Source organism: Ilumatobacter sp. (assembly GCF_046290335.1).
Lineage (GTDB): Bacteria > Actinomycetota > Acidimicrobiia > Acidimicrobiales > Ilumatobacteraceae > Ilumatobacter_A.
This window is the reverse complement of the sequence record NZ_JBKAGH010000009.1, coordinates 1-23,964: the sequence shown is the minus strand read 5'-3', so window position 1 is coordinate 23,964 and position 23,964 is coordinate 1. Positions and strand designations below refer to the sequence as shown.

19 protein-coding genes are annotated in these 23,964 nt (G+C 68.5%); 4 read left to right on the top strand and 15 right to left on the bottom strand.

Translation table 11 applies throughout. The features are described 5' to 3' along the window. Nucleotides 1–24: 24 nt before the first annotated feature. A complete protein-coding gene (locus tag ACE37B_RS22900) occupies nucleotides 25–1,569 on the top strand; it encodes an AMP-binding protein (protein ID WP_409925672.1) in 1,545 nt (514 codons plus the stop codon). On the opposite strand, the gene ACE37B_RS22895 is transcribed toward ACE37B_RS22900, so the two are convergent. Genes ACE37B_RS22895 through coxB form a run of 4 tightly spaced genes read right to left on the bottom strand, consistent with a single transcriptional unit; the run spans nucleotide 1,497 to nucleotide 6,413 of the window. Further along, on the bottom strand, nucleotides 1,497–2,429 hold the full coding sequence (locus ACE37B_RS22895) for a cytochrome c oxidase assembly protein (RefSeq protein ID WP_409925671.1): 933 nt from the start codon (nucleotides 2,427–2,429) through the stop codon (nucleotides 1,497–1,499). The two genes, ACE37B_RS22900 and ACE37B_RS22895, sit on opposite strands and share 73 nt — an antisense overlap. Beyond that, nucleotides 2,423–2,884: a hypothetical protein gene (locus tag ACE37B_RS22890; protein WP_409925670.1), complete on the bottom strand. Its 462-nt coding sequence runs from the start codon at nucleotides 2,882–2,884 to the stop codon at nucleotides 2,423–2,425. Before ACE37B_RS22890 ends, ACE37B_RS22895 begins: the two co-directional genes overlap by 7 nt. Next, nucleotides 2,881–5,493 (bottom strand): cbb3-type cytochrome c oxidase subunit I, encoded by a 2,613-nt coding sequence (locus tag ACE37B_RS22885; protein WP_409925669.1) that lies wholly within the window; start codon nucleotides 5,491–5,493, stop codon nucleotides 2,881–2,883. Before ACE37B_RS22885 ends, ACE37B_RS22890 begins: the two co-directional genes overlap by 4 nt. Continuing rightward, nucleotides 5,490–6,413, bottom strand: coding sequence for a cytochrome c oxidase subunit II (coxB, locus tag ACE37B_RS22880; protein WP_409925668.1), 924 nt, complete (start codon nucleotides 6,411–6,413; stop codon nucleotides 5,490–5,492). The genes ACE37B_RS22885 and coxB overlap by 4 nt, the downstream gene beginning before the upstream one ends. A gap of 103 nt (nucleotides 6,414–6,516) precedes the next feature. Here coxB and ACE37B_RS22875 point away from each other — a divergent pair, with 103 nt between their 5' ends. After that, a complete protein-coding gene (locus ACE37B_RS22875; protein ID WP_409925667.1) occupies nucleotides 6,517–7,746 on the top strand; it encodes an NAD(P)/FAD-dependent oxidoreductase in 1,230 nt (409 codons plus the stop codon). A gap of 57 nt (nucleotides 7,747–7,803) precedes the next feature. Here ACE37B_RS22875 and ACE37B_RS22870 read toward each other — a convergent pair whose 3' ends face one another. After that, complete coding sequence (locus tag ACE37B_RS22870) at nucleotides 7,804–9,882, bottom strand: hypothetical protein (RefSeq protein ID WP_409925794.1); 2,079 nt, start codon at nucleotides 9,880–9,882, stop codon at nucleotides 7,804–7,806. Between the two features lie 133 nt (nucleotides 9,883–10,015). Between ACE37B_RS22870 and ACE37B_RS22865 the strand changes: the two genes are divergently transcribed. Next, nucleotides 10,016–10,927 (top strand): TrmH family RNA methyltransferase, encoded by a 912-nt coding sequence (locus ACE37B_RS22865; protein ID WP_409925666.1) that lies wholly within the window; start codon nucleotides 10,016–10,018, stop codon nucleotides 10,925–10,927. 21 nt (nucleotides 10,928–10,948) lie between these two features. On the opposite strand, the gene ACE37B_RS22860 is transcribed toward ACE37B_RS22865, so the two are convergent. The 4 genes from ACE37B_RS22860 to ACE37B_RS22845 all read right to left on the bottom strand — a co-directional run bounded on the left by ACE37B_RS22860 (nucleotide 10,949) and on the right by ACE37B_RS22845 (nucleotide 14,145). Continuing rightward, entirely contained in the window at nucleotides 10,949–12,268 is a 1,320-nt protein-coding gene (locus ACE37B_RS22860; protein WP_409925665.1) for a DUF2236 domain-containing protein, read from the bottom strand. A gap of 78 nt (nucleotides 12,269–12,346) precedes the next feature. Then, nucleotides 12,347–12,628, bottom strand: a complete 282-nt coding sequence (locus ACE37B_RS22855; protein WP_409925664.1) for a hypothetical protein — start codon at nucleotides 12,626–12,628, stop codon at nucleotides 12,347–12,349. Between the two features lie 139 nt (nucleotides 12,629–12,767). After that, complete coding sequence (locus ACE37B_RS22850) at nucleotides 12,768–13,394, bottom strand: TIGR03085 family metal-binding protein (RefSeq protein ID WP_409925663.1); 627 nt, start codon at nucleotides 13,392–13,394, stop codon at nucleotides 12,768–12,770. A 178-nt stretch (nucleotides 13,395–13,572) separates the two neighbouring features. Further along, nucleotides 13,573–14,145 carry a TetR/AcrR family transcriptional regulator gene (locus tag ACE37B_RS22845; protein WP_409925662.1) on the bottom strand — a complete coding sequence of 191 codons (573 nt, stop codon included), beginning with the start codon at nucleotides 14,143–14,145 and terminating at the stop codon, nucleotides 13,573–13,575. A gap of 274 nt (nucleotides 14,146–14,419) precedes the next feature. Here ACE37B_RS22845 and ACE37B_RS22840 point away from each other — a divergent pair, with 274 nt between their 5' ends. Beyond that, nucleotides 14,420–14,884 (top strand): DUF6326 family protein, encoded by a 465-nt coding sequence (locus ACE37B_RS22840; protein ID WP_409925661.1) that lies wholly within the window; start codon nucleotides 14,420–14,422, stop codon nucleotides 14,882–14,884. Nucleotides 14,885–15,251: 367 nt separating this feature from the next. On the opposite strand, the gene ACE37B_RS22835 is transcribed toward ACE37B_RS22840, so the two are convergent. The 6 genes from ACE37B_RS22835 to ACE37B_RS22810 form a co-directional block, all read right to left on the bottom strand. Further along, complete coding sequence (locus ACE37B_RS22835) at nucleotides 15,252–17,420, bottom strand: acyltransferase family protein (RefSeq protein ID WP_409925660.1); 2,169 nt, start codon at nucleotides 17,418–17,420, stop codon at nucleotides 15,252–15,254. Nucleotides 17,421–17,530: 110 nt separating this feature from the next. After that, the gene (locus ACE37B_RS22830; RefSeq protein WP_409925659.1) at nucleotides 17,531–17,920 is read right to left on the bottom strand and encodes a hypothetical protein; all 390 of its coding nucleotides are present in this window, start codon (nucleotides 17,918–17,920) and stop codon (nucleotides 17,531–17,533) included. Between the two features lie 112 nt (nucleotides 17,921–18,032). Continuing rightward, nucleotides 18,033–21,815, bottom strand: coding sequence for a hypothetical protein (locus ACE37B_RS22825; RefSeq protein ID WP_409925658.1), 3,783 nt, complete (start codon nucleotides 21,813–21,815; stop codon nucleotides 18,033–18,035). A 348-nt stretch (nucleotides 21,816–22,163) separates the two neighbouring features. Beyond that, nucleotides 22,164–22,844, bottom strand: a complete 681-nt coding sequence (locus ACE37B_RS22820) for a hypothetical protein (RefSeq protein ID WP_409925657.1) — start codon at nucleotides 22,842–22,844, stop codon at nucleotides 22,164–22,166. A gap of 18 nt (nucleotides 22,845–22,862) precedes the next feature. Continuing rightward, nucleotides 22,863–23,318: a glycine/sarcosine/betaine reductase selenoprotein B family protein gene (locus ACE37B_RS22815; protein WP_409925656.1), complete on the bottom strand. Its 456-nt coding sequence runs from the start codon at nucleotides 23,316–23,318 to the stop codon at nucleotides 22,863–22,865. A gap of 391 nt (nucleotides 23,319–23,709) precedes the next feature. Beyond that, nucleotides 23,710–23,964 (bottom strand): HNH endonuclease signature motif containing protein (locus ACE37B_RS22810; protein ID WP_409925655.1); only part of this gene is annotated, 255 nt, incomplete at its 5' end.

The following is a 23,964-nucleotide window of genomic DNA, read 5'->3' as shown; positions in this document are numbered from 1 at the left end:
GGACCGCGTGACGAGGCAGATCCGATGAACTTGGCGACGTGGGTGGAACGGCACGGGCGACGACGTCCCGACGAGCCGGCGTTGGCCGACGGCACGAACGTGCACGCCGACTGGGCGACCTTCGCCGCCCGCATCGCTCGCCTCGCAGCAGGGTTGACCGAGCGGTTCGGTCTCGTTCCCGGTGACCGTGTCGCCATCCTGATGGCGAATCGTCCGGAGTACCTCGAAACACTGTTCGCGGTGTGGCATGCCGGGCTCGTCGCCGTGCCGGTCAACTCGCGACTGCATCGAGATGAGATCGCCTACATCGTCGACGCGAGCGGCACGTCGGTGGTCGTCACCGACGCCGAGCACGCCGCCGACGCGGGTTCGCTCGTCGAGCCGCTCGACGCGATGCGCGCTGTCGTGGTGGCTCCGGGAGAAGGCTGGGACGACCTGCTCGCCAGCGAAGCGATGGCGCTCGTCGACCGTCGTCCCGACGACGCTGCGTGGCTGTTCTACACCAGCGGCACCACCGGTCGGCCGAAGGGGGCGACCCTCACGCACCGGAACCTGTTGATGATGTCGCTCAGCTACTTCGCCGACATCGACCCGGTTGCGGCGAGCGATTCGGTGCTGCACGCCGCCCCGATCTCGCACGGGTCCGGGCTCTACGGCCTGCCGCACATCGCGCGCGGTGCAGTGAGCGTGATCCCGTCGGGGACCGACGGTGCCGAGATCCTCGCGCTGTCGCAACGCTGGCCGGGGATGTCGTTCTTCGCCGCGCCGATCATGGTCAAGCGGCTCGCTGCCGACCCCGCGATCGTCGACGGCGACCTGTCGGGGATCAAGACGATCATCTACGGCGGCGCGCCGATGTATCTCGCGGATCTCGAGGTGGCGCTCGAGGTGTTCGGCCCGCGTCTCGCACAGATCTACGGACAGGGTGAGACCCCGATGACGATCACGGCGTTGTCGAAGGCCGACCATGCCGACCGAGATCATCCGCAGTGGAGCGAACGCATGCAGAGCGTGGGCTCGACGCGCACCGACGTCGAGGTACGCGTCGTCGACGACGACGGTGTGCCGCTGCCGTTCGGCGAGATCGGCGAGGTCGTGGTGCGCGGCGACGTCGTGATGCCCGGCTACTGGAACCAACCGGAGGCGACGGCCGACACGCTGCGCGGCGGCTGGCTCCACACCGGCGACATCGGCAACTTCGACGAGTACGGCTATCTCACCCTGCGCGACCGCTCGAAGGATCTCATCATCAGCGGCGGCATGAACATCTACCCCCGCGAGGTGGAAGAAACGCTGTTGCGACACGACGCCGTGCGCGCCGTGTCGGTCGTCGGTCGACCCGACGACGAGTGGGGCGAGTCGGTCGTGGCGTTCGTGGTGCCTGCGGGTGAGGCGCCACCCACCGACGAGCAACTCGACCAGTTCTGCCTCGATCACATCGCTCGGTTCAAGCGGCCCAAGGAGTACCGCTTCGTCGACTCGTTGCCGACGAACAACTACGGCAAGGTCGTCAAACGCGAACTCCGCGACGTGCTCGCGGCCGAAGCCGGCTCGTCGGCGTCAGACTGACCGTCGATCGCCGACAGCCATCGCACGAGCACGGCGAGCAACGCTCCGCCGGTGATCAGTCCGCTCGGGAGCCACATCACGACGCCCGCGAGTTGTTGATCGGCGAGCGGGTCGAGTGACCAGCCAGCGGCCTGTTCGTCGTAGGAGTCGTACCAGGCGAACGTCGAGAACGTCATCAACATCGACAGCACGATGTTCTGCAGACCGAGGGTGAAGAGCGCGAGCACGGCGAAACCGGCGGAGGTGCGTTGGCGGCGCGGTCCGAGGATGACCGACCAGAACAGCAAGGCGGCACCGAGGAAGCTGGCATGTTCGGCGACGTGGACGACGTCGTGGTCGACGGCGGCGTCGTAGAACGGCGGTGCGTGCCACAGCCAGACCGCGAGGACGAGTGCCAGCCAACGAGCTCCCGGCGAACGAAGCGACCGGACGGTGCCGAGGCCGGGTCCGGCTCGTCGACGCGTCCGTGCGAACCGGGTACGCAACGCGGCGGGTGCGCCTCGTGTGATGGCGGCGCCGGGAGCCGACCAGGCAAGCAGCGGTGCCGCGACCGACACGAGCAGCACGTGTTGCACCATGTGGCCGGTGAGCAGGACTCCGGCGAGCGCATCGATCGGCGACAGCAGTGCCACGACCACCACGAGCATGCCGCCGACGAAGCCGAGCGCTCGGCGCCCGTCGCCGACCGGGTGCCATCCGCGCCAGTACCACCACGCGGCGACGATCAGCCCGAGCACGATCAATGGGTCGAACTGCCACGCCGACGCGACGTCGTGCGGACGCACCGGAGCGGCGTCGTGCGCCAGGTACGACGCCGCAGCCGACACCGGCGTTGTGGGCGTGGCCGGCAAGTTCAGCACGGGTCGAGCACCAGCGGCGAGAGGCCGACCACGAGTGTGGCGAGGACGAACAGTGAGGTGAGCAGCAGAGCGACTCGGTACATCGGCGTCGCATCCGTCGCCAGTGACCGTCGCCACGCCATCCCACCGACGCCGACGAGACCGACGACAGCGACGACCGTGGCGGCGACGATGCCGACGCGAAGTCCGGTCTCCCCGACGAACGACATCTGTGTCGAACGAGCGGACTCGCACGATGCTTCGGCTGCGAGGTACACGACGATGAAGTGCACGATCCACACGGTCGGCCCGGACAGCACGACGGCCCACATTCGGATCGTGCTCGGCGAACGAACGGCCGGCTCGCCGGGCGCGTCGATCGGGATGGCCGCGGTCGCCGCGTCGAGTTCGCCCGACGGATCAGGCGGCCGACCCGGCGGGTCGTGAGGCGTCGTCGGATCATCGCGGTCGTTCATGTCAGCATCGGCGCTCCGTACAACACGAGGACCGAGCCGCCGACGAGCCCGGTCGCCCCGAGCCACATGCGGACGAGATTGTCGACCGGCGAGAATCGGCGCTGCGTGTAGTGCCCGCGCATCGCGTACACGGCGACGCCGGTCGACATCGTCAACGCGATGAACAGCACGGCGACGGCGAACCCACCGAGCGTGTGAAAGATCGAACCGTACGAGTGGTCGGTCGTGGCGAAGTCGGTGGTGGCGAGATCACGGACCAGGATTCCCCCGGCGAGGAGCCCCGCTGCGGTCGCACCGACCACCCGGCGACCGAGTCGGGCGACGTCGCCGGCGAGCAGGCGTCGACGCGCCCGCCACGCGAGTCCGGCCGCAACCGCGGTTGCGGCGATCACGGCTGCACCGATGCCGATCGACGGGTCGGACACGGGAGCGGGCGGCCACACCGGGTTCTCGAGGCGCAGGTAGAAGTAGCTGAGCACAAAGGCACCGAACGCGATCGACAAGAACAACAACGCGATACCCATGCCCCAGCGGGCCACGACGATGCTGCCCGCCGCGCGCACCGGCACGCCGTGTTCGTGCTCGAAGTCGATCTCCTCCTGCTCGGTCATCGGCGGTGGTGACGGCCGGTTCCACATCACCACCGCGAACACGATGAGCGCCATGCTGGCGAGCGCGAGGTAGCGCAGCTTGAGGAGTTCACTCGCGAACACGCCGACGGTGCCGAAGGCGGTGACGAGCGGCCAGATCGACGGGTTGGAGACGCGGAAGATCTCTTCGGGTTCGCCGTCACCGACGCCGACGACGAGCACCGCTCGCCATCGCAGCGGCCACTGCCCGAGCGCGGCGACGAGTCGCTCCTGTCGGGGCGTCCCGCTGTACAGGTCGTCTTGATCCCACAACGGATGGCGACTCCGCACGATCGGCATCGTCGTCCACGAGTGCTGCGGCGGGGGTGACGGCACCGCCCACTCCAGCGTGTCGGCCCCCCACGGGTTGGCGCCCGCCGGCTCTCCCGACCGGTAGCTGCGGATGACGTTGACGATGAAGACGGCGAGCCCGGGGATGATCAGCAGCAGTCCGAGCGACGAGATGAGGTTCCAGATCGCCCAACCCGAATCGGCCGAGTACGACGGGATGCGGCGCGGCATGCCGAGCAGGCCGCTGATGTGCATCGGGAAGAACGTGACGTGCAAGCCGAGGAACAGCAGCCAGAAGTTCCAGCGGCCGAGCCGTTCGCTCATCAGCTTGCCGGTGAACTTCGGGAGCCAGTAGTAGACGCCGGCGAACATCGGGAACGCGACACCACCGATGAGGACGTAGTGGAGGTGTGCGACGACGAAGTACGAGTCGTGCGCCTGCTGGTCGAAGGGCACCGCGGCGACCATCACGCCGGTGATGCCGCCGGCGACGAACGTCGTGAGGAACCCGACCGCGAAGAGGAACGACGTCGACCAGCGGATGTGGCCGTCCCAGATCGTCGCGATCCAGGAGAAGATCTGCACGCCGGCCGGGATCGCGATGATCATGCTCGCAGCGGCGAAGAACGCGAGGACGACGGGCGGCAGGCCGACGGTGAACATGTGGTGCGCCCACAACCCGAAACTGAGCACGCCGATGCCCACCATCGCCGCGACCATCCACGTGTAGCCGGCGATGCGCCGACGGGCCATCACCGGGATCACCATCGAGATGATCCCGGTCGCGGGCAAGAACTGGATGTACACCTCCGGGTGCCCGAAGATCCAGAAGAGGTGCTGCCAGAGCAACGAACTGCCTCCGTCGTCGGGCGCGAAGAACTTCATGCCGAAGCCGCGTTCCAACTCGAGGAGCAAGCTGCCGACGATCAGCGGCGTGAACGCGAACAGGATCATGAACGCGGTGATCAGCATCGACCACGCATAGAGCGGAAGTCGGGTGAGGCTCATCCCCGGCGCGCGCAGCTTGAGCACGGCGATGATGATCTCGATCGCGCCGGCGATCGCACCCACCTCGGCGACGCCGAGTCCGAGCACCCAGAAGTCGAGGTTGAGGCCCGGTGAGAACTCCGGTCCGCTCAACGGCGTGTACGCGAACCATCCGGCGTTCGGAACGGCCTGGAACAACGTCGAGCTGTAGTAGAGGAGCCCGCCCATCAGGAACGTCCAGTAGGCGAACGCACCGAGACGCGGAAACGGCATCTCGCGGGACCCGAGGATCGTGGGGAGCACGAGGATCGCGAACCCTTCGAAGATCGGAAGGATGACGAGGAACATCGTCACCGATCCGTGGTTCGTGAACAGTTCGTTGTACAGCGACGGGCTGATCAGCTCGCTCTCGGGCCTGGCCAGCTGCAGCCGCATGACGAACGAGTCGACGCTGCCGCCGAGGAGCAGGAAGAAGAATCCGGTGAGCACCATCCGGATGCCGACGGCGTCGTTCTGGACGGCGGTCAGCTTGCCCCACAGCCCGGGCCGGTCGTCCCACAGCTGGTCGAGTTCCTCGTCGGTGGCCGAGCGGCGTGCGGTCGGGTAGACGTCGGGAATCTCGTCACCGGTGCCGCGTTCGCTGGCCAGGCTGGCGTGATCCTGGTGGGCGCCGCGGCTCGCGTCGCGTTCGTGAGTCGTCACGTGAGCGACTCCAGGTAGGTGGCGATCGCAGCGATCTCGGCGTCGGTGAGCTCGGTCGCGGGCATCAGCACGCCCGATTTGCTGGCGTGCGGATCGGTGATCCAGGCGATGAGGTCGACTCGCGAGACCTCGAGCACGCCACCGGCGAGCGAGGTGCGCGCACCGACGTGGGTGAGATCTGGGCCGATCATCCCCTTGGCCGAGGTGCCGTCGATGCGATGGCACGCGGCGCAGCCGTCGCCGTTCAGCAGTCGTCGCCCGGTCCGTTCCACAGGAGTGCTCGGCTCGCGCGCCGGTTGTCGACGGTGTTCGATCCACGCGTCGAACTCGTCGGGGTCGTGTGCGACGACGGTGAGGTCCATGTTGGCGTGCTGGAGCCCGCAGAACTCGGCGCATCGGGCCTCGAAGCGCCCCGGCTCGGAGGCCTCGATGACCAGCGAGTTGGTCCGCTCCGGGATCGCGTCCATCTTCCCGGCGAGCGCCGGGACCCAGAAGCTGTGGATGACGTCGGCCGAGCGGAGGCTGAGTTCGACCGGCTGCCCGGCGGGGATGTGGACCTCGTTGGCGGTGATCACGCCGGACGCCGGGTACTCGACGTTCCACCACCACTGATGCCCCGTCACCTCGATGCGCAACGCGTCGGCGCCGGTGCCGGCCTCGCCGGTGGTGGAGCGCATCGCGCCGATCGTCGCGACGAGCACGATGCCGACTACGACGACCGGCAGCGCGACCCCCCACCAGAGCATCCAGTACCGCGAGCTGTCACGGTTCGGTGCGCTGGCGCGGCGCCGGACAGCGAGCACGACGACCACGACGACCGCCACGAACGTCGTGCCACCGAGGCCGAGCATCAGCCACCAGAGGTCGGCGATCGTGGCCGCGCCAGGCCCTCGGGGCTCGATGACGGACGCGGGCCGCATGGGACCACGGATGCCCAGACGGCCACGCTTCCAAACGGACGGGCCACGAGCCGGTGATCGCGTGCCGCGATTGAGCTGCGTCGCTGCGGGGAACGACCGACGTATGGATTCGACGCCTCGTGCCCCGTTCGGTGACGACTCGCCGCAAGCCGTGCGGGGCCCGAGCGGTGCGATCGACCCGCGCGTCGATTCGCCCGTCGACCCGCGCTCTGGACCTGACCACGACCGGCCGCAGCCGTTCGTCGACGGGGTGCTCGTGGTCGGGGCCGGCTACGCCGGGATGGCCGCGGCGCGAGCTGTCGAACGGCGCGGACAACGCGCCACCGTCGTCGACGCGGCGGCTCGACACGATTTCACGACTCGCCTCGCTGCTGTCGCTGGTGGGACGCAGCAGGTCCTGAGCGCGTCGGTGCGGTTGTCGGAACTCGACATGCGGGTCATCGAGGACGAGGTGGTCGGCGTGCGCGACGGATCGGTGCAGTTGTCGGACGGCTCGTTGTTGCACGCCGACGCCGTCGTGATGACGGTCGGATCCCGCCCTGCCGACGTCCCGATCGCCGGACTCGACCTTGCCTATGACCTGCGCACCGCTGCCGACGCCGATGTTCTCCGCTCCGCGATCTCCGAGATCCGCTCACCGGGCCGTCTGGTCATCGTCGGCGCCGGAGCGTCGGGGGTGCAGCTCGCGGGAGCGGCGGCGCAGGCGCATCCGGAACTCGCGGTGACGGTCGTCGAGATGGACGATCGGGTGCTGCCGGGCATGCGCGAACGAACCAGCCGGCATGCGCAACGGATCCTCACGGAGCGAGGCGTCGAGGTGATGGTCGACACGACCGTGGCGCACATCGATGCCGACGGGGTCACGCTCTCCGACGGCCGACGCGTGCTCGGCACCGTGGTGTGGGCGGGAGGATTCGAGGCGCACGCCGATGCGTACGGGGCGAAGCTCACCACCGACGGTCGCGTCGTGCTCGCTGCCGACCTGCGTGTGCTCGGGACCAACCGTACCTTCGCCGCCGGCGACGTCGCCGCGCACACCGACCGGCACGGCGACGAGTTGGCGATGTCGGCGCAAGTGGCCGAGCGCGCAGGTCGCCGAGCCGGCATCAACGCTGCTCGGCTGGTCCGTGGGCAACCCCTCGACCGGGTCGAGCTTCGCCAGTTCGGCTGGGTGCTCGATCTCGGTGGGCGGCGAGGCGTCGCAGAGTTCGGTCCGATCGTGCTCGCGGGCCCGTTGATCGATCGCGTGCCACCGCTGCTGCACTGGATGATCGACCTCAAGCACGCGATCAGCGTCGGTCGCTGGTCGGCGTGGTCGCTGCGCCCGCGCTGACCTCCCGCTTCGCCCGTGGGTCGTCGCGCAGTCGATGTCGGTCGCTTGCCCGCCCGTTCAGACGGTGCGTCGTGTCGAAACGGGACGATCGTGGACGCCGTCTCGATCCGACCACCACCGCAATGTCGGGCCTTGAGCAGGATGCTGCGCCATCTCTTCCTCGAGTGCGGCGACGAGCAGGACCGGTCGCTGCGGATTCTCGGGCAGGTCGACCCGGCGCCGACTCATCGTGGCGTAGCGCGAGGGATCACCGATCAGAGCCCAGCGTTCGCCCGTCGGGTCGGTCTGGATCGGACAGCACACGAACAGTGCCCAGTCGCGATGGCCGAGGCGCACCTGGATCGACGTCGACACGTTCGCTGACCCGGTGCGCCAGTCGTACACCAGCATCTCGGCGTCGAGGTCGTGCCGGTCGATGATCTCGTTCGTGGTGTCGCTCGGCGTCTCGGCGGCGTCGGTCGGCCGCACGGCTGTGCTCGTGGGCATGGCAGTGTGCAGCGCGACGACGTAGATCCAGTCGCCGCTGTGGGTCGAGGCCCAGCACAGCGACGATCCGTCGGTGCCGGCTCGCCGGAAACTCGCGTCGGTGAGCGTGATCGGTCGGTCGGGTCCGAGCAGGAGCCCGTCGGGCCGGCAGATGCGAGCGACGATGCCGACGTCGGTGCGACCGAGGCGATCGCCGATCCCGACGACGCCACCCGACAGTGCCGACAGCAGCGCTTCGATCTCCGGGTACGGATCGCCGTCGATCACGTCGAGCGTTCGATCATCGTCGAGTGAGGGTTCGTCTCCGAGCGATGCGGTGAAGAAGCAGTCCTTGAACACGGCGATGTCGAGCGCGTCGCACAGCGCGTTGACGGTGAGGTACCAGACCCACAGCAGCGCCGGGTCGGCGGCGAACCGGTAGTCGTCGCTGGTTCGGATGGCGACCACGTTCGACAGTTCGACGGTCGCGGCGATGTCGCCCGGCAGTGCCATGCACCACAGCAACGACATCGATGTCTCCCCGGCGGCGTCGTCGAGTCCGCGCTGCCAGTCCATTGCTCGCCCCGGCGTCGAACGCAACTCGCGTACGCCGAAGAACGTCATCATCATCCAGTCCTGCTCGACGCAGGTGGCGCCCCACGCCGCGGCATCACTGAACCAGCGTCGGAAGAACGTCGGGTCGACCGGGTGCGCGGCGTACTCGGTCCACCAGTCGCCGTCGTCGAGGTACGGCGACGCAAGGGAGATGTGGCGGCTGTGCAGCACGAGCGTCGGATCGCCGAGACGTTCGCGGAGCGCGGCGACGCCGTCGGGGAGGACGTCGGGACGCGGCGTCCAGGTGAGCATCCCGGTCGGGGGCACCTCGTCGAGGTATCCGATCTCGCTGACCGGGCGGCTGATCTCGTGCGGGTAGAACCACGAGTCGAGCTCGAACGAACCGATCCCGACGCCGAGCTGTCGGAGTTCGTCGGCCTTGCGTTCGAGGGTGGTCGCCAGGTCGAGTCCCGGCTCGGTGCGATACCAGTAGGCGGCGCCGTTGTCGGTCCAGTAGGAGAGATGCGTGAGGAGCGGATCTGCGTGGTGGTCGTGTCGGCGCGGTGTCCGTCTCGTCGAGGCGGTCGTGGTGATCTGTGCGCCCCAGCGCCGCAACACCTCGGCGACCGACGTGCCGGTGAAGATGCCGAGGTCCGCCGTGAAACCGGACGGGACGTCGACGAGGTCGCCGTGCCAGCCCCACACCAGTTCGTCGATCGTCGAGCCCTGGCGAACGGCGATGATCTGTTCGTGCCACGCGCCGAGCGGGGCGAGCAACTCCACCGTTCCGTCGGGCGCGAACAACAACAGCGGGAGCACGACCGCAGGCGCGCGCAGGTTGTGCGCGGGTCGGAAGTCGAACGCGCCCCCGGGCTCGGCGCGGACCGGCAACGCGAACTGCGTGGCAGCGAAGCCGAGCATCGCCAGGTCGGCGAGCGCCACCGACGTCGAGATCGACACCGTGACCGACGGGTCGTCGTAGCGGGGGCTGCGGTCGCGGACGTCGTCGGGGCCGAGATCGCGAGTCGCCCGCAAGGTCCACACGCTGCCGCGGTCGTCGAACTCGACGCCGTCGGGCACCGACACGTTGCCCGCAACGACCAGTCGTGGAATCACGAGCGAAGTCTGACACGCCGTGGTCGATGCGGGCAGGGCGTGCAGGCGTCGTCGGGGTCGATGGTGGTCCTGTCGGCCTCGATGTTGGAGACTGCGGTATGACCGATGCGTCGACGACCGAGCCGATGCGACCATGACCCACGGGCATGACGGGCATGACGGGTATGACGGTGTCACCTACATCGTCGATCCGGCCGATCCGCGGGTCGACGACTATCGGGAACTGAACAGCATCGCGGTGCGCGCCGAGATGGAAGGCTCCGAGTTCTTCATGGGCGAGGGCTACGTCCCGATCGAGCGCATGCTCGACTCTGGGCATCGCATGCGCTCGGTGTTGCTCCACCCCAAACGGGTGAAGCGGTTCCTCCCGACGATGTCTCGACCCGAGCTCGCCGGTGTGCCGGTCTACGTCGCCGAGCAGGACGTGATCGCCGAGATCGTCGGCTTCAACATGTATCGCAGCGTGCTCGCCTCGGGGTTTCGGGCGCCGATGCCGACCGTGGCGGATCTCGCACGATCGTGTCGACGACTCGTGGTGCTCGAAGCGTTGAACGACGATCAGAACGTCGGTGCGATCGCTCGTGCGGCCCGAGCGTTCGAGATCGACGGCATCGTGATCAGCCCGACGTGCAACGACCCGTATCAGCGCCGAACCGTCCGGGTCAGCATGGGCGAGATCCTCCACATGCCGGTCGCTCGGGCGGACGCCGACGACTGGCCGGGAGCGATCGACACGCTGCACGCGAACGGTTTCCAGACGTGGGCGATGACCCCGAGCCATGACGCGGTCGACCTGTGGAATCTCGCCGTCCCGGACCGGGTGGCGATCGTGCTGGGCGCCGAGGGGCACGGGCTCGATGCCTCGACGATGGACGTCGCGTCGCGGCGGGTGCGCATTCCGATCTCGTCCGACGTCGATTCGCTGAACGTGGGGCATGCCGCCGCGGTGACGTTCGCTGCGGTCGGTCGTCCGCCCCGTCGGCGCTTCGACTGGTCATGGAGACCACGACGCCGTCAGTCACGGTCAGTCCAGGCCGGTGAGTGACGGCCGGTGAGCGACGCCGTGTCAGGCGACTCGGTGCAGTTGGTAACGGTCGGGGTCGGTCACGAAGTCGGCGTGGCCGTACATGTCGAGCAGGCGGGCGATCCGTCGGTTGAGTCTCGCGTCGACGCGGTCTGAGACGACGGGCAGTCGCAGACCGATCCGGTAGCTCGTGGCCTTGCCGGCGATCGACGCGGCGGCGAGAGCGGCGGCCGCCTTGTCGCGACCGGACATCGTGATCCCGATCGACGCAGCTCGCTCGCTGTCGCCACCGAGGAAGCTCTTGATCAACACGAACTTCGAGAACCCGCTCTCCAACCACGCGTGGGTCCGACCGGCGAGGGTCGAAGTATCGAACAGCTTCGCATCCATCGTGCCGCGCACGAGCGCCCCGCAGATCTCGTCGTCGTACCCCTCGCGGAGCGAGACGTGCCGGGCGGTCAGCAAGTCGACGATCTCTTGCGGGGTGTCGCCGAGGAGGTTCTCGGGCAGGCCGAGCAGGAAGCAGCGATAGCGCGACAACTCGACGCTCGCTCGCTGCTCGGGCGTGAACTCGGTCTGCCCCTTGCGGAGCAACCGCGCCGACATCAAGAACACGCCGATGAGTCCCGCGGGCATCTGGTCGACTTGCGGGATCGGGATGCCGTACGTGGCGACGTCCCATCGGCCCGACGTCAGGAGGTGGTAGCGCACCATCGAGTGCATGAGGCGCACCTTTGCCGCTGCTTCGAAGCCCTTGCCCGAACGGTCGAGCGCGCCCGGCAACGTCGTCGCCGTGAAGAAGCTCGCCGTCTCGAACACTCGTTTGGCAGCCGCGTCGTCCGACAGCGTGCCCGTCATCGTCATCGGCAGTGCGGCGTACTTGTTCAGGAACGTGGCGAGGAACGCACCGCGAATCGCCAACGGCGTCGCGGTGGCCATCGGGATCCGTTCGGCTCGCGCCCCCTGTTCGACGAGTTGCATGTCGACCCACTCCGGCGTCGCCTCCATCGCGCGGATCATCGCGACGAGTTCGGGCGGAGCGCCCTCGACGTGCTCGACGCCATGTTCGCAGGCGGCCTCGAGCATCTCGACCAGGGTTCGAAATCCGTGGACGGGGATGAGGGCGGCGTACGCGTCGGCGATCCGGTCGCCGGTCATCGTGGCGTCACGCATCGTCTCGCGCAGTTCTGGCCGTTCGAAGACCCGTTCCACGGCAGGGCGAACCGAGGCGAAGCGTTCGTCGTCGACCGCGGCCGCGGCGTCGAGGCGTTCGGGAACGACCGTGAAGTCGACGCCGCCGTAGATCGCCGGGAGATCATCGCGTTGGCGAGCGACACTGTCGGCGTACGCCGTGGCCTGCATATCGAGTACCTGCTCTCCGGTCGAGGGGCGGGGGCGAACCGCCAGAGTACGTCGTCGCTCGCTGGGACGCACGTTGCGCTACGACCCGATGAGTATGGCGAAGTCGACGGCGTCGAAGATGGTGAGCAGGTCGAGGGCCGCATCGATGTCACCCGCGTTGATCGCAGCGATGAACTGGCGGGTGAAGCGTTCGGCAGCCGCCAACCCGAACTCGTCGCGTGTGTCGAGGAGTCGTGTGGGGTCGATGTTGGTGATGTTGACGACGACGGCGACGCCGACTTCGTTGGCGTCGGGCACCGCGACGCACACCGACGAGTCCGAGCGAACGTCGGCTCGTGTGGGCGCCGCCCCGACCAGCACGGTCCCCGTGAGTGTGGCAACGATCCCGATATACGTCCACCCATGCGCTCGACTCGGCGCCGACCACACTTCGGGCGGTCGTGGTTGAGCCGTGTGCGCACCGTCCCGTAGCTGCTCGTCGCGCCGGCAGGCGCGTCGGTCAGAGGCCGAGGTCGGCGGTGGTGAAGCGTTCGACGGCGGCGTCATCGCCGTCGATGTCGACCTCGACAGGCCGGCCGAACAGTCGGAGCATCAGCTCCCCCGGCGCGGCGGTGAGGACGACGGTCGTCTCGCCGGAGCGAGCTGTGCGGTTCCGGCCGTCAGGCGTGCGCAACTCGACTCCGATGCCGAGTGAGCGCGTGAGCATCGGGCCCCAGCGATCGAGCGATGTCCAGAGCGCGTCGTCGAGCGGGCCGAGATCGGTTCGCTCACCTCGACCGTTCGGGCGCCGGACGTCTTCGTGATGGACGAACCACTCGTGCACGTCGAAGTCGGGCTTGAGCTTGCCGATCCAGAATCGCGGCGGCCCGTTGCGCAGCTTGTCGACGAGGTCCTCGAAGCGGTGCTTGTCGAGCGCCGACGTGCGCACCGACTCGGTGTGGCGGGCGAACCATCCGCCGACGAGCAAGCCCGGTCCAGCGTCGGGACGGGTCTCACGAACGAGGAGATGCGCGGCCAGGTCGCGCGTCGTCCAGTCGCCAGTCCAGGTGGCGGCGTCCGGGCCGACTTCGAGCAGGAGGTCGCACATCGCTGCGCGTTCGTCGAGGACGGGGTGCTGATTCGTCATGGGGTTCCTCTCGGGTCGGCCGGGAGGATCGGCCCGACCTGGATCGTGCATCCGACGGTAGCTTCACCGCGCCGACGCCGAGCGCTCTTGGCCACCTTGCGTCGGATGATGCCTCGACGGCGACCGGGACCGGTCGGGCGGGCAGACCGGTGTCACAAGCCGGTCCTCCAGCCCGGTTTCACAGCCCGGTGGTGATGCCCAGGGCCCGGATGGTCGCGTCCAACATCTGGTCGAGTTCGTGGTCGGAGACCGCACGGTTGTCGACGATGCGCTGGGAGATCAGCGGGCCCTGCACGATGTGGAGTGCGAGATCGAGGTCGGTGTCGGCGGCGAGTTCGCCGCGAGTGATCGCTCGTTGGAGTGCGGTCGTGGTCGAGCCGTGAGGTTGCGCTCGGACGGCGTTGAATCGGTCGCGGTGGTCGGGATGCTCGATCGACGCGGCGACCATCCAGGCGAACAGCTCTCTCGTTCGCGCGGAATCGGCGGCCGCGAGGTAGCGGCGATGGATCGCTTCGAGATCACCGCGAAGCGACCCGGTGTCGGGGGCTTGCTGGGCCGAGATGCTGTCGCCGACCGCAGCAAAGATCAGTGCTTCGGTGCTGCCGAAGTGTCGATAGAGCGTGGTCTTGGCAACCCCGGATCGTCGGGCGACGTCGTCGGCGCTCACGGCGCGCACACCGTCGGTCGTGATGATCTCGAGTGTCGCGTCGATGAGCCGTCGACGCGCCTCCATGCTCCGTGGTCGCGCCATCGCCTTGGCACCGTAGTCCGCAGGACGGCTCCGAGACTCCCGAGGAAGGCTCCGATTGACCTGGTGAACCTGTCGGCGCGGCCATTCAAAAATACGCTACGCTCCGTTGCGTAACGGTCGACGAATCCTCCTCATTGTTCCGCCCGACGCTGACTCACTTCACCCGCCCCACCCGACCGACCGTTCACCCGCCCCACCCGACCGTTCACCCGCCCACCCGCCGACCGTTCACCCGCCCCACCCGCCCGACCGTCTCACCGCCAGGAGCAGTTCCATGTCCCGTCCCACCAGTACCGTGCGCCGCCTCGCGCCGCTCGATCCACGACTCAAGATCTCTGCGCTGTGGATCTCGACGCTGTTCGTGTTCGCCTACGTCGATGTGTTCTCGCTCTACCGCCCCGACGTGCGGGCCCGGCTCGACGAGGGAAAGGTGCACGAGTTCGCGGTCTCCGAGACGTTCCTCTTCCTCACGACGCTCTACATCGTCATCCCGTCGCTGATGGTCGCGCTGACCTTGCTGATGCCGGCCGTGCTCAACCGCAACGTGAACATCGCCGTTGCGGCGATCTACATCTTCACCATCGTCGGGAGTGCGATCGGCGACTGGTGGTACTTCGTCTTCGGCAGTGTCGTCGAGGCGGTCTTACTCATCGGGGTGATCCTCGTCGCGCGGTCACTCACGCGCCACCGCGACGACTCGCCGGAGGCAGCGGTCGTCGCTGAGCGCCGCACCGCCTGACTGCTGCGCCGCCGCCAGTGCCCACGTCGCGGTTCGACGCGGTCGGCGGCGACGTCTGGCCTGCGACCGGTGGCGGTGCTCTCGGGGCCAGGTGGCGGTGCTCTCGGGGCCAGGTAGCGAGGCCTCCCGCGACTCGAACGACGAACTTGCCGCCGATCGACCCGGCTTCGAGGCGACGCAACGCCTCACCATCAGCGAGCGCTTCTCGTTCGACCAGGCAACGGCGCTCACGATCCGCAAGCTCACCGACGCGATCGGCGCCAAGCCGATGACGATCCATCGCCACTTCTCGAACAAGGAGGGGATCATCGACGGCATGGTCGATCAGGTCTTCTCCGAGATCGAGCTGCGTTCGCGGTGCTCGTCGTCAGACGCTCGCGATCTCGGCGAGGGTGGGTGCCACCATCTCGACGACGAAGCGCTCGTTGAGTCCGGGCGCCAGGTGCACGCCGTCGGGGCGGCCGTCGGGCCCGTCGAGTGCCTCGGCGACGAGCCAGCCTGGGAGGTCGATCTCGATCACGTCGAGGTCGGCGATGACCTCGCGCATCGCTTCCCACCGGTCAGGGTCGTTGACCGGATCCTCGAACTCTCCCCAGCCGAGGTGCGTGTCGGGAGGGGTCACCCAGACCACCGTCGCACCGCCTGTCGTCACCTCTGCTGTGAACTCCCGGTAGGCGTCGGCGACGAGTTCGCGGCCCACCGGGTCGCCGACCGAGACCACGCGATCGTCTGCCAGATGGATGTCGACGGCATCCCACGGCCCGATGTGCACGATCACGACGTCGATCGCTTCGTCGCTCACTCGCTCGAGCACCGAACTCCACGGGGTGATGCAGCCACTGATGTCGAGCAGCTCGCGATCACCCCCGGCGGTCGTGAACTCGTGGAGCCGTCCGTCGGCCGAGGCTGTCAGACCACAGCCTCCGAACGCTGCGCTCCCCGCGAGCAACTCCTCGGGCCTGGACGCGGCGTGGTCGAGGAGCGCCTCCGAGAGGTGGACGGCCATGCTGTCGCCGGTGACGAGGACGCGCAGCGGGCCGGAAGCCACGGCCTGCGCGTCGGCGGCCTGCGACGGGACCGCGGTGGAGAGTGGCGTGCTGGCCGACGGGCCCGATGGTGCGCTGGCCGTCGGGCTCGATGGTGCGCTGGCCGTCGGGCTCGATGGTGCGCTGGCCGTCGGGCTCGATGGTGCGCTGGCCGTCGGGCTCGATGGTGCGCTGGCCGTCGGGCTCGATGGTGCGCTGGCCGTCGGGCTCGATGGTGCGCTGGCCGTCGGGCTCGATGGTGCGCTGGCCGTCGGGCTCGACGATGCGGGTGCTGCGTTCGTCGCCGGTGGCGGCAGCGTCACCACCGACGTGTCTGCGGTGGAGATCGGCGTCGGTACCACTGTGACGACGAGCAGGCCGAGCACCGCCAGCGACGCGCCCGCAGCGATCGGTGCTCGGCGCCCGGCGAGCTGCCGGCGTTGCCGTATCGGTGTCTCGAGCCACCGATACGACAGATCCGCGAGCGCAACCGACACGGCGACGCGTACGAGATCGAGGAGCGCCATCGACAGCCATGAGTCGTCGACGTCCAATCGTGACGGCGACATCAACAAGAACACCGGCCAGTGCCACAGGTACAGCCCGTAGCTCCGATCACCCAGCCAGGCCATCGGGCGCGACGCCATCACCGGCGACGCTGCCCCGTCGGCGACGGCCACGACGACGACCGCCATCGCGAGGGCAAAGGCCGGGAAGCCCCAGCTGAACATCCAGGTCGAGGTCGCCGACGACGCCGCGACGATGGCGACCGCGGCGATGATCCCGACGGGCGCCAGCCGCCGAGCGCCGTGTCCGAATCGGAGTCGCCCATCGGCGAGCACGACGGTCGCCGCAGCGGCTGCCGCGCCGATCAAGAGTGTGTGTGCCCGGGCGAAGGAGTTCATGTAGGCCGCGGTCGGGTCGATCGGGTCGAAGACGACGTTCATGAACACGATCGACCCGACGGCGCCGACGACGCTCACGACCGCCACGCCGACGCGTGCGGAACGCGTCACCGCCACGATGGCGACGAGCACGAGCGGCCAGACGAAGTAGAACTGCTGCTCGATCGCGAGCGACCAGTAGTGCGTGACCGGAGACGGCTCACCGAAGCGGGCCCAGTAGTCACCGCCCGCCGCGATGGTTCCCCAGTTGGACAACCCGAGTGCAGCCCAGATGATGTCGGCGCGCAGCGACGCCAGGTCGATGCCAGCGAGCGGCCAGATCACGGCGAGCGCGATCAGGACCACGATGCTGGCCGGCATCAGGCGACGGAGACGAGTTGCCCAGAATCGTCGAAGGCGAACGGTGCCGCGACGCTCCGTGCCGTCGAGCTCGATGCCTTCCAGGAGCTTCGACGTGATCAGCCAACCGGACACGACGAAGAACGCGTCGACGCCGAGGTTGCCGCCGGGCAGACGGTCGAGGTGGAACAGCAGGACCGCGGCGACCGCGAGCGCTCGAACACCGTCGAGCCCTGGGCGATACCCCAGCCCGGGCATGCCGTTCATGCGCTCACGCTACTCTCGCCGAGCACTGCCGAACTCGCGGTGAGCCCGGGCCGAACCAGGACCGAACTCGTGGCGAACCCACGGCGAACCGGGCGAGAACCCGCGACGCGTCAGGGCTCGGCGAGGGTGTGCGGCAGCGAGTGAGCGAGTGCCGCGAGTTGGGCTTCGAGGTCGACGCCAGGTGGGAACTCGAGATGCCAGCGGTCGTTCGGAAAGCCCCAGTACCTCAGGTCGACGATGTGCCACGCCGGGGCCGCAGCGAGATCGACGACCAGGTCGATGCATCCGTCGTCGATGCTGCCCTCGTCGCCCCGACAGAAGATCACCTGCGCTTCGTCGGCCGTGCTGCCGAGCTGCGCCTCGGCGAAGCCGAGCGGCACGAGCACCGGGTCGAGCACCGCGCCGACCCGATCGAGCACGGGATCACGCGGCGGCCCGGGATCACCTGGTGACTCCGAGAAGGCGACGTACGGCACCACGGCAGTCTTGCGGACCGTCACGTCGGGGTGCGACCGGGTTCGCGTCGCGCCAGGTAGCGGAGTTCGGCGGTGAGCTGGCGTCAGCGGGTCGGCGAACCGGGCGGGCCCACGCTGTCGAGGCGGGCCCGCGTCGTCACGTGGTGCTCGACGTGCGCTGTCGCCACGTGGCGATGCGGTCGATCCCGACGATCCAGCGGGCGCGTGCGATCGTGCCGGTGCGGCCGAACACGTCGCGCGATCGATCGGCGTCGAGCGTCGATCCGGTGTGCGTCTCCGACGTGCCGTCGGCGAGTTCGAGCAGCACCACGTCTGTGCCGTCGTGTTCGCCGCTGGTGTCGTCGGTGATGTCGCCGGTGATGTCGTCGGTGGCGATCTCGATCGTCATCGGCACGCCGCAGACGGTCAGCGACGACGGCGCCAACCCGCTGGTCGTCGTCGGGAACACCTCGTCGGGCGAGATCAGGCCCGGCGCGAAGCGGAGTCGGCCGTCTGCAACGTGAAATCCCAGTTCGCCGAACCGGGTGAGCACCTCCTCTTTGACCTGCCCCGTCATCCCCGGCTGTTGCGCGCCGGCGTGACTCGGCGTGTGCGAATAGCAGTCGGTCGGGATCGCACCGAACTCGGCAGGTGTCTTCTGATACCCGAGACCGGCCCGGATCCGGCGGTACGCGTCCGCGACGATGGGCGCCACATCGTCGTGATGCTCGTCGTGTTGCTCGAGCTCCCAGTAGGTCTCTTGCACGGCGAGCAGCAGCTTGGCCACCATGTGCCAGTACACCGACCCGATGCCTTCGTAGCCGTACATGCTTCCCGAGCGACCCGTGAACGAGTCGTGGTCGAACGTCGCTTCGTAGACCTCGGCGACCACCGCACGCCGCGCCGGATCGTCGACACCGGCTCGGTCGAGCGCGGCCTCCAGCGCCCGAGCGTTGACGAGGTCGGCTCGGAAGTGCACGACTCCGTCGCCGTCGGTGACGGTCAGCGCATCGAGCACGGCGTCGGAATCCCCTCGCTCGCTCGAGCGGAGTCGCTCGAGCGCCACGGGCGCGATCGTGTTGCGCTCGAGGAACGGCCGCAGTTCGGTGGGTGGATACAGCAGGAACGTGCCGAGATCGTCGCGGTACATCTCCGATGCGAACAGTGCGTCGACGACCGCAAGTCGTTCGGCGACGTCGAGCGCTCCCGATGAGAGCACCGCTACCTGGCCTTCCAACATCGGGCCGAGGTGATCGACGCAGGCTCGATCGTCGGAGGGGAACGAGATCCGGTTGTAGGAGTGGAACAGTCCGTCGGGTCGACGCGCCGCGTCGATTGCCGCGTCGAGATGTGCGTTGGCGATCGAGCAGAGGTCGCGGATGTCGGCGAGTGCGACGTCGACGCGCTCTGAGCCCACACCGGCACTCGCCCGGTCGCTCGGCCCGGTACCCGGCGCGTCGTTCGTCGGCTGTGTTCGGCCGACCTCACGCCACGACCGGACGCGGTCACGATGGGCCTCGCCGCTGCGACCGAGTCGATCGACGACCGTGCGGCGCTCGGTGTCGCCGAGCGGGCCGGTCGGATGCTCGTGGAGGGTTCGACGGATGTCGTCGAGCCACGTCGCGACCGATGACGTCATCGGAACACGCCGTGCATCGAGACCTGCGTCATGCCCCGTGTCGACCTGAGTGTCGACCTGAGTGTCGACCAGTGATTCGATGAATGAGAGGTATCGGCGCAGGTGGTAGAGGGTCACCATCGAGAGGCCGGGCCCGGCGAGCGCGTTGTTCGCGTCGTTCCACTCAGGTCGTTGGGTGTTGAGCCAGAGCCCCCCGTCGGGCACGAAGTTCGTGAGCTTGGCGAGCGCTGGCACGACGAGCTTTTCGAGCAGGCTGGCGTGCATCAGCGCGCCGTCGGGGTCGACCAGGAGCCGTCCGTCGGCCCCGAGCCGGACCTCGCGGTCGGCGATCGCCGCGGCGTGCTGCTCGTCATAGGTGATCGTGTCGCGCGGGTCTCGCACCATGTCATCGTGATCTGCGAGTCGGTACGGCACGTCGGCGAACACGAAGCTCGCGCTGTCGAGCCATCCAGCGAGCGCCGTCGGTTCGTAGCGGTTCCACATCTCGAGCAAGCGCATCAGGTACACGATCTGATGGTCACCCCAGTAACCGATGTGGCTCCACGGATCGTCGGGGTCGGGCACCTCCCAGTCGATGCCATCCCGCGAGATCCGGTACGGGTTGTACCCCTCGATCGTCGTCGCGTTGACGAACTTGGCGACCACGTTCGCGAACCAGGCGGGATACGACTGCAGCAGCGCCTCCCAGTTCTGGAAGATGTCGCGCCAGTTGCCTTCGTAGGTGAGCAACGCGTCGCCGTGCTCGTCGCGGACCTTGATCGAGAACCGATTCCACGGGCGGCTCGGGTCGCCGTGGCGTCGCGAGAACGTCAGCGGGAGATACTCGAGCACCAACCGAACGAGGTCGGGATCGCCGGTGTCCAGCGCCGCGGCACGAACGTCGGCCACGTCACGTCGTCCGTCGAGTCGTTCGTCAGGTCGTTCGTCGAGTCGTTCGTGGAGGCGATCGAACCAGGCGCGGTGTCGCTCCGCCACGTCGCGGTTGCGTTCGTCGACGAACGCCGCGAGATCGCTGATCGGAACGTCGTGACCGAACGGAAACACACCCCCGCGCATGCAGTTGAACAGGGTGTTGGACAGGTGATGCGCGTCGGCGACGTCATCACCGGTTCGTTGCGCTCCGTCGGCATCGCCGAGCAGCGCCTCGAGGCGTCGAGACCCCGCCGTCACGTCGTCGGCGACGAGCGCGAGTGCGCCGTCGGTCACCGCCAAGCGCGCGGTAGCGGCGACTGCGGCGTGGTCGAGACCGGTGTCGGCAACGATCGTCCAGCGGGCCGCAGCGTCGGCGGTGACGCGCACGGTACCGCGCAGCAGGTATGCGCCGGGTCGTCCTGTCACCAAGGGCGTCGTGGCCGACGGTCGGCCACGGAGCATGTCGTCGACCGCCGTCGCATCGAGCAGCACGTCGCGGCCCAGGTCGTCGTCCGTGTCCGGAAGACCCGACGACCACACGACCGTCGCCGTCAGCGCCTCCATCGGCTCGGCGCGGTCGGAGATCAGCGCTTCGAGGGAGAACACGGCGAGCGTGCCCCATGGCCCGATCTCGGAACGCTTGTAGGCGTCGACGAGGTTCGACCGAATCTGCTCGGTGTACGCGTCGACGCCAGCGGGCATCACATCGAGCAGTCCGTCGAGGACCTCGATGTCGAGGCCCTCGGTGTGGATGGTGTCGGTGTCGGTGCCGGTGTGGAGAGTGTCCGTGGTGTCGGCATGGGTGGGAGGGGTGGCGTCGACCCCGGTCGCGTCGGGATCGACGCAGTGCACGTTCGTCGTGCGGTGGATCTCGGTGGTGCGCACCCAGCCGTGCACATCGGACGGCTCCCACACGGCGCGGAACGTGAGGCCCCAAGCCGGATGATGCTCATCGAACACGAGGCGGTTGCCGAGAACGGACTTGGCGATCGAGCGCCGACATCCGGGTGTCGGTGTGGCGGCGAAGGGTTGCCACAGTTCGCGAGTGCCGTCGACCATGCGAGCGAGCACGGTGACCGGGCCGACGGTGCCCGCTGCGCGATGGATCCGATCATCGGTCCCGTAGGGGAAAAGCGCGTGATCGGCGTCGATGCGGCCAGCGGTGAGCGCGCCGTTGCTCGACACGAACATCCAGAGATCCGACTCCGACACGACGGTCATCAGGAACGGCGCCATTTCCTCGACGCCGTCGAGTCGGTAGTGGTCGACGCCGCCGATCGTCAGGAGCTCGCCGGATACGCCCGGGCCCGGTGAGGGGCCGGTGCCGGTGGGTGCGTCACTTGTGTCGGTGTGATCGATTCGACGTTCGGTGTTCGATCCCGCGGTCATTGATGCCTCCCTGCACTCGGTGCGTCGAGCCTACGAGCGGGTCTGCGTTGCCGTCGTCGCCCCACACGTCGACGCATCGCGCAGCTGGCGCGATCCGTGCGGAGGCCGTGGGCCGTGCGTGCCGGGTGGCGGGTGGGGCCAATCGTCGCCGCCGACACGGCCGGGCTCGTCGAAGCGACAGAGTGGGTCTGACCCACGCTGTCGCTCAGCTCGTCGGGCGGGCCCGCGGCCGGGCCGAGTTCGCCCACCGAGGGTTGCGGGCATCGTCGAGGGTTGTGGAGTCTCGGGATCTACTCGGTTGGGTCGGTGCCGCCAGACGGCGGGCCAAACGGGAAGCTGTCGGGGCGGTCAGCGGTGGGCCGGGGCCATGTAGAACCACAGGGGGAACGGGGCTTCGGCTTCTTTGAGCGCGGCGCGGGCAGCCATGACGGTCTTGCCGGCTTCGGTGGCTTCGTAGAACCATGCCTCAGCGGCGCGGCCGCCAGGCGTCGGCCCGGTTGCGAGCTCGAGTCCGGCCTCTTCGTAGTAGGTGCGGATGTCGTGGCAGACGCCGATGAGGTTGCCGCCGGGAACCGGCAGCTCCTTCCAGTCGGCGCCATCGGCCCACTGATGGAGCACGTCGAGCGCAGCGGGGACCTGATCGGCGTCGATGATGCGGCCGACCGACGTGGTGCCGCGTTTGGCCACGGCACGGTCGTACGCGGCGCGCAGTCCCTTGGCTTCGTCGACCGCCGCCGGGAGGTTCGGATCGAAGCGGGGTGGGATCGCGCACGACATCGGCGTCTCATCCGATTCGATGACGGTGGGGTGGATCTCGAAAACCCGCTCGGGCGCGTCGAGAAGCGCGAGGCCGCGCCGGATCACGTCGGTCTGGAAGTCGGGGTCACCGGGTTTGCCGAGCGGTCGCCCGAGCGGGAACTCGCAGTAGAGGGTGCGGGGCGGGGCGATGCGTTCGGCGACCTCTTTCATGGAGGCGAGCACGATCGTCGACAGGCCAGCGGCTTCGAAGACGTGGGCGAGCGTACTCACGGTACGCGTGCACAGCGGTCAAACGGGAGTGAGGAGGACGACGTGGACGCCGTCGGCCTGCATCGCGTCGGCGCAGGCCGGGCCGGTGTCGAGACGGAGTTCGCTGACGGTGTCGGGTTGGTTGCCGGCGAAGGAGTAGTGGTGCTCGGCCACGCTGCCGATCGTGCCGTCGGCGGCGAGCTCTTCCAGACGGTCGATCGGGTAGACCACGTTGAGATCGAGTTGGAACCCGGTGCGGTCGAAGTTGGGGCTCCAGTGACCGAGGACGAGATCGCGGTCGGCGCGTTCGATCGTGCGGTAGCTGACGTCGGCGGCGCTGAACGATTCGTCGTGCGCACGGTGCAACGCCGCAGAGGTGACGATCGCGACCTTGGCCTCCGCGAGGGGTACCGGCAGTGGCGTGAAGGCCGGGTCGTCGAACTGGGGGACCGGTGAGGCCGCACCGAATTGGCGCATCGTCGCGTCGCCGGACATCAGCGGCTCGCGATTCCGTGTGAAACGTTCATCGACCAAGCCTGCACGGTGAAGCTCCCCGTTGGCGAATCCGATCGAACGGCCCACGGTGCCGGGCGTGTCCAGCGGTGCCGCTCGGCGCGATGAGGACCAGCGCGATCCGGAGTGTGCGGCGCTGAGCGGACCGGTTCTGCGCGGTCCGGCGTGGCGCAGTTCGGCGCAGTTCGGTGCGGGGTAGTGCGGCGTGGCGCGGTGCGGTCCTGCGCGGCGCTGAGCGGACCGGTGCGGCGTGGAGCGGTGCGTCGCGGTTCGGCCCGGCGGACCGCGGTTCGTCCACCCGCGGCCGTGGGGCCCAGGTCGGTGTGCGACCCACTCTCGATCCCGACGGCCGAGTCGTCGACGTCGAAGATGCTCATGCTGCGGCCGACCTTCGGGGTGGTCCGGTACTTCGTCGGGTTCCGTCGGGGAAGTCGACGTTGAGTTCTCGGTGGGGGCCGAGTGTGATCTTCCAGTCGTGGTGGTGAACTCGGGTGTGGTGGTGGCTGCAGAGTGGGAGGAGGTTGGCGAGGTCGGTGGGGCCTGCGTGTTCCCACCAGATGATGTGGTGGAGTTTGCAGCGGTCGTAGTGCACGGCGCATCCGGGGATGGCGCAGGTGCGGTAGAGCGC

What these genes read in the sequence shown, in the direction of transcription:
- ACE37B_RS22815 (WP_409925656.1), bottom strand. Translation starts at nt 23,318, where the DNA reads ATGTCCGGCGACGCGACGATGCGCCAATTCGGTGCGGCCTCACCGGTC.
- ACE37B_RS22865 (WP_409925666.1), top strand. Translation starts at nt 10,016, where the DNA reads ATGACCCACGGGCATGACGGGCATGACGGGTATGACGGTGTCACCTAC.
- ACE37B_RS22845 (WP_409925662.1), bottom strand. Translation starts at nt 14,145, where the DNA reads ATGGCGCGACCACGGAGCATGGAGGCGCGTCGACGGCTCATCGACGCG.
- ACE37B_RS22850 (WP_409925663.1), bottom strand. Translation starts at nt 13,394, where the DNA reads ATGACGAATCAGCACCCCGTCCTCGACGAACGCGCAGCGATGTGCGAC.
- ACE37B_RS22835 (WP_409925660.1), bottom strand. Translation starts at nt 17,420, where the DNA reads ATGAACGGCATGCCCGGGCTGGGGTATCGCCCAGGGCTCGACGGTGTT.
- ACE37B_RS22825 (WP_409925658.1), bottom strand. Translation starts at nt 21,815, where the DNA reads ATGACCGCGGGATCGAACACCGAACGTCGAATCGATCACACCGACACA.
- ACE37B_RS22840 (WP_409925661.1), top strand. Translation starts at nt 14,420, where the DNA reads ATGTCCCGTCCCACCAGTACCGTGCGCCGCCTCGCGCCGCTCGATCCA.
- ACE37B_RS22900 (WP_409925672.1), top strand. Translation starts at nt 25, where the DNA reads ATGAACTTGGCGACGTGGGTGGAACGGCACGGGCGACGACGTCCCGAC.
- ACE37B_RS22860 (WP_409925665.1), bottom strand. Translation starts at nt 12,268, where the DNA reads ATGCAGGCCACGGCGTACGCCGACAGTGTCGCTCGCCAACGCGATGAT.
- coxB (WP_409925668.1), bottom strand. Translation starts at nt 6,413, where the DNA reads ATGCGGCCCGCGTCCGTCATCGAGCCCCGAGGGCCTGGCGCGGCCACG.
- ACE37B_RS22890 (WP_409925670.1), bottom strand. Translation starts at nt 2,884, where the DNA reads ATGAACGACCGCGATGATCCGACGACGCCTCACGACCCGCCGGGTCGG.
- ACE37B_RS22875 (WP_409925667.1), top strand. Translation starts at nt 6,517, where the DNA reads ATGGATTCGACGCCTCGTGCCCCGTTCGGTGACGACTCGCCGCAAGCC.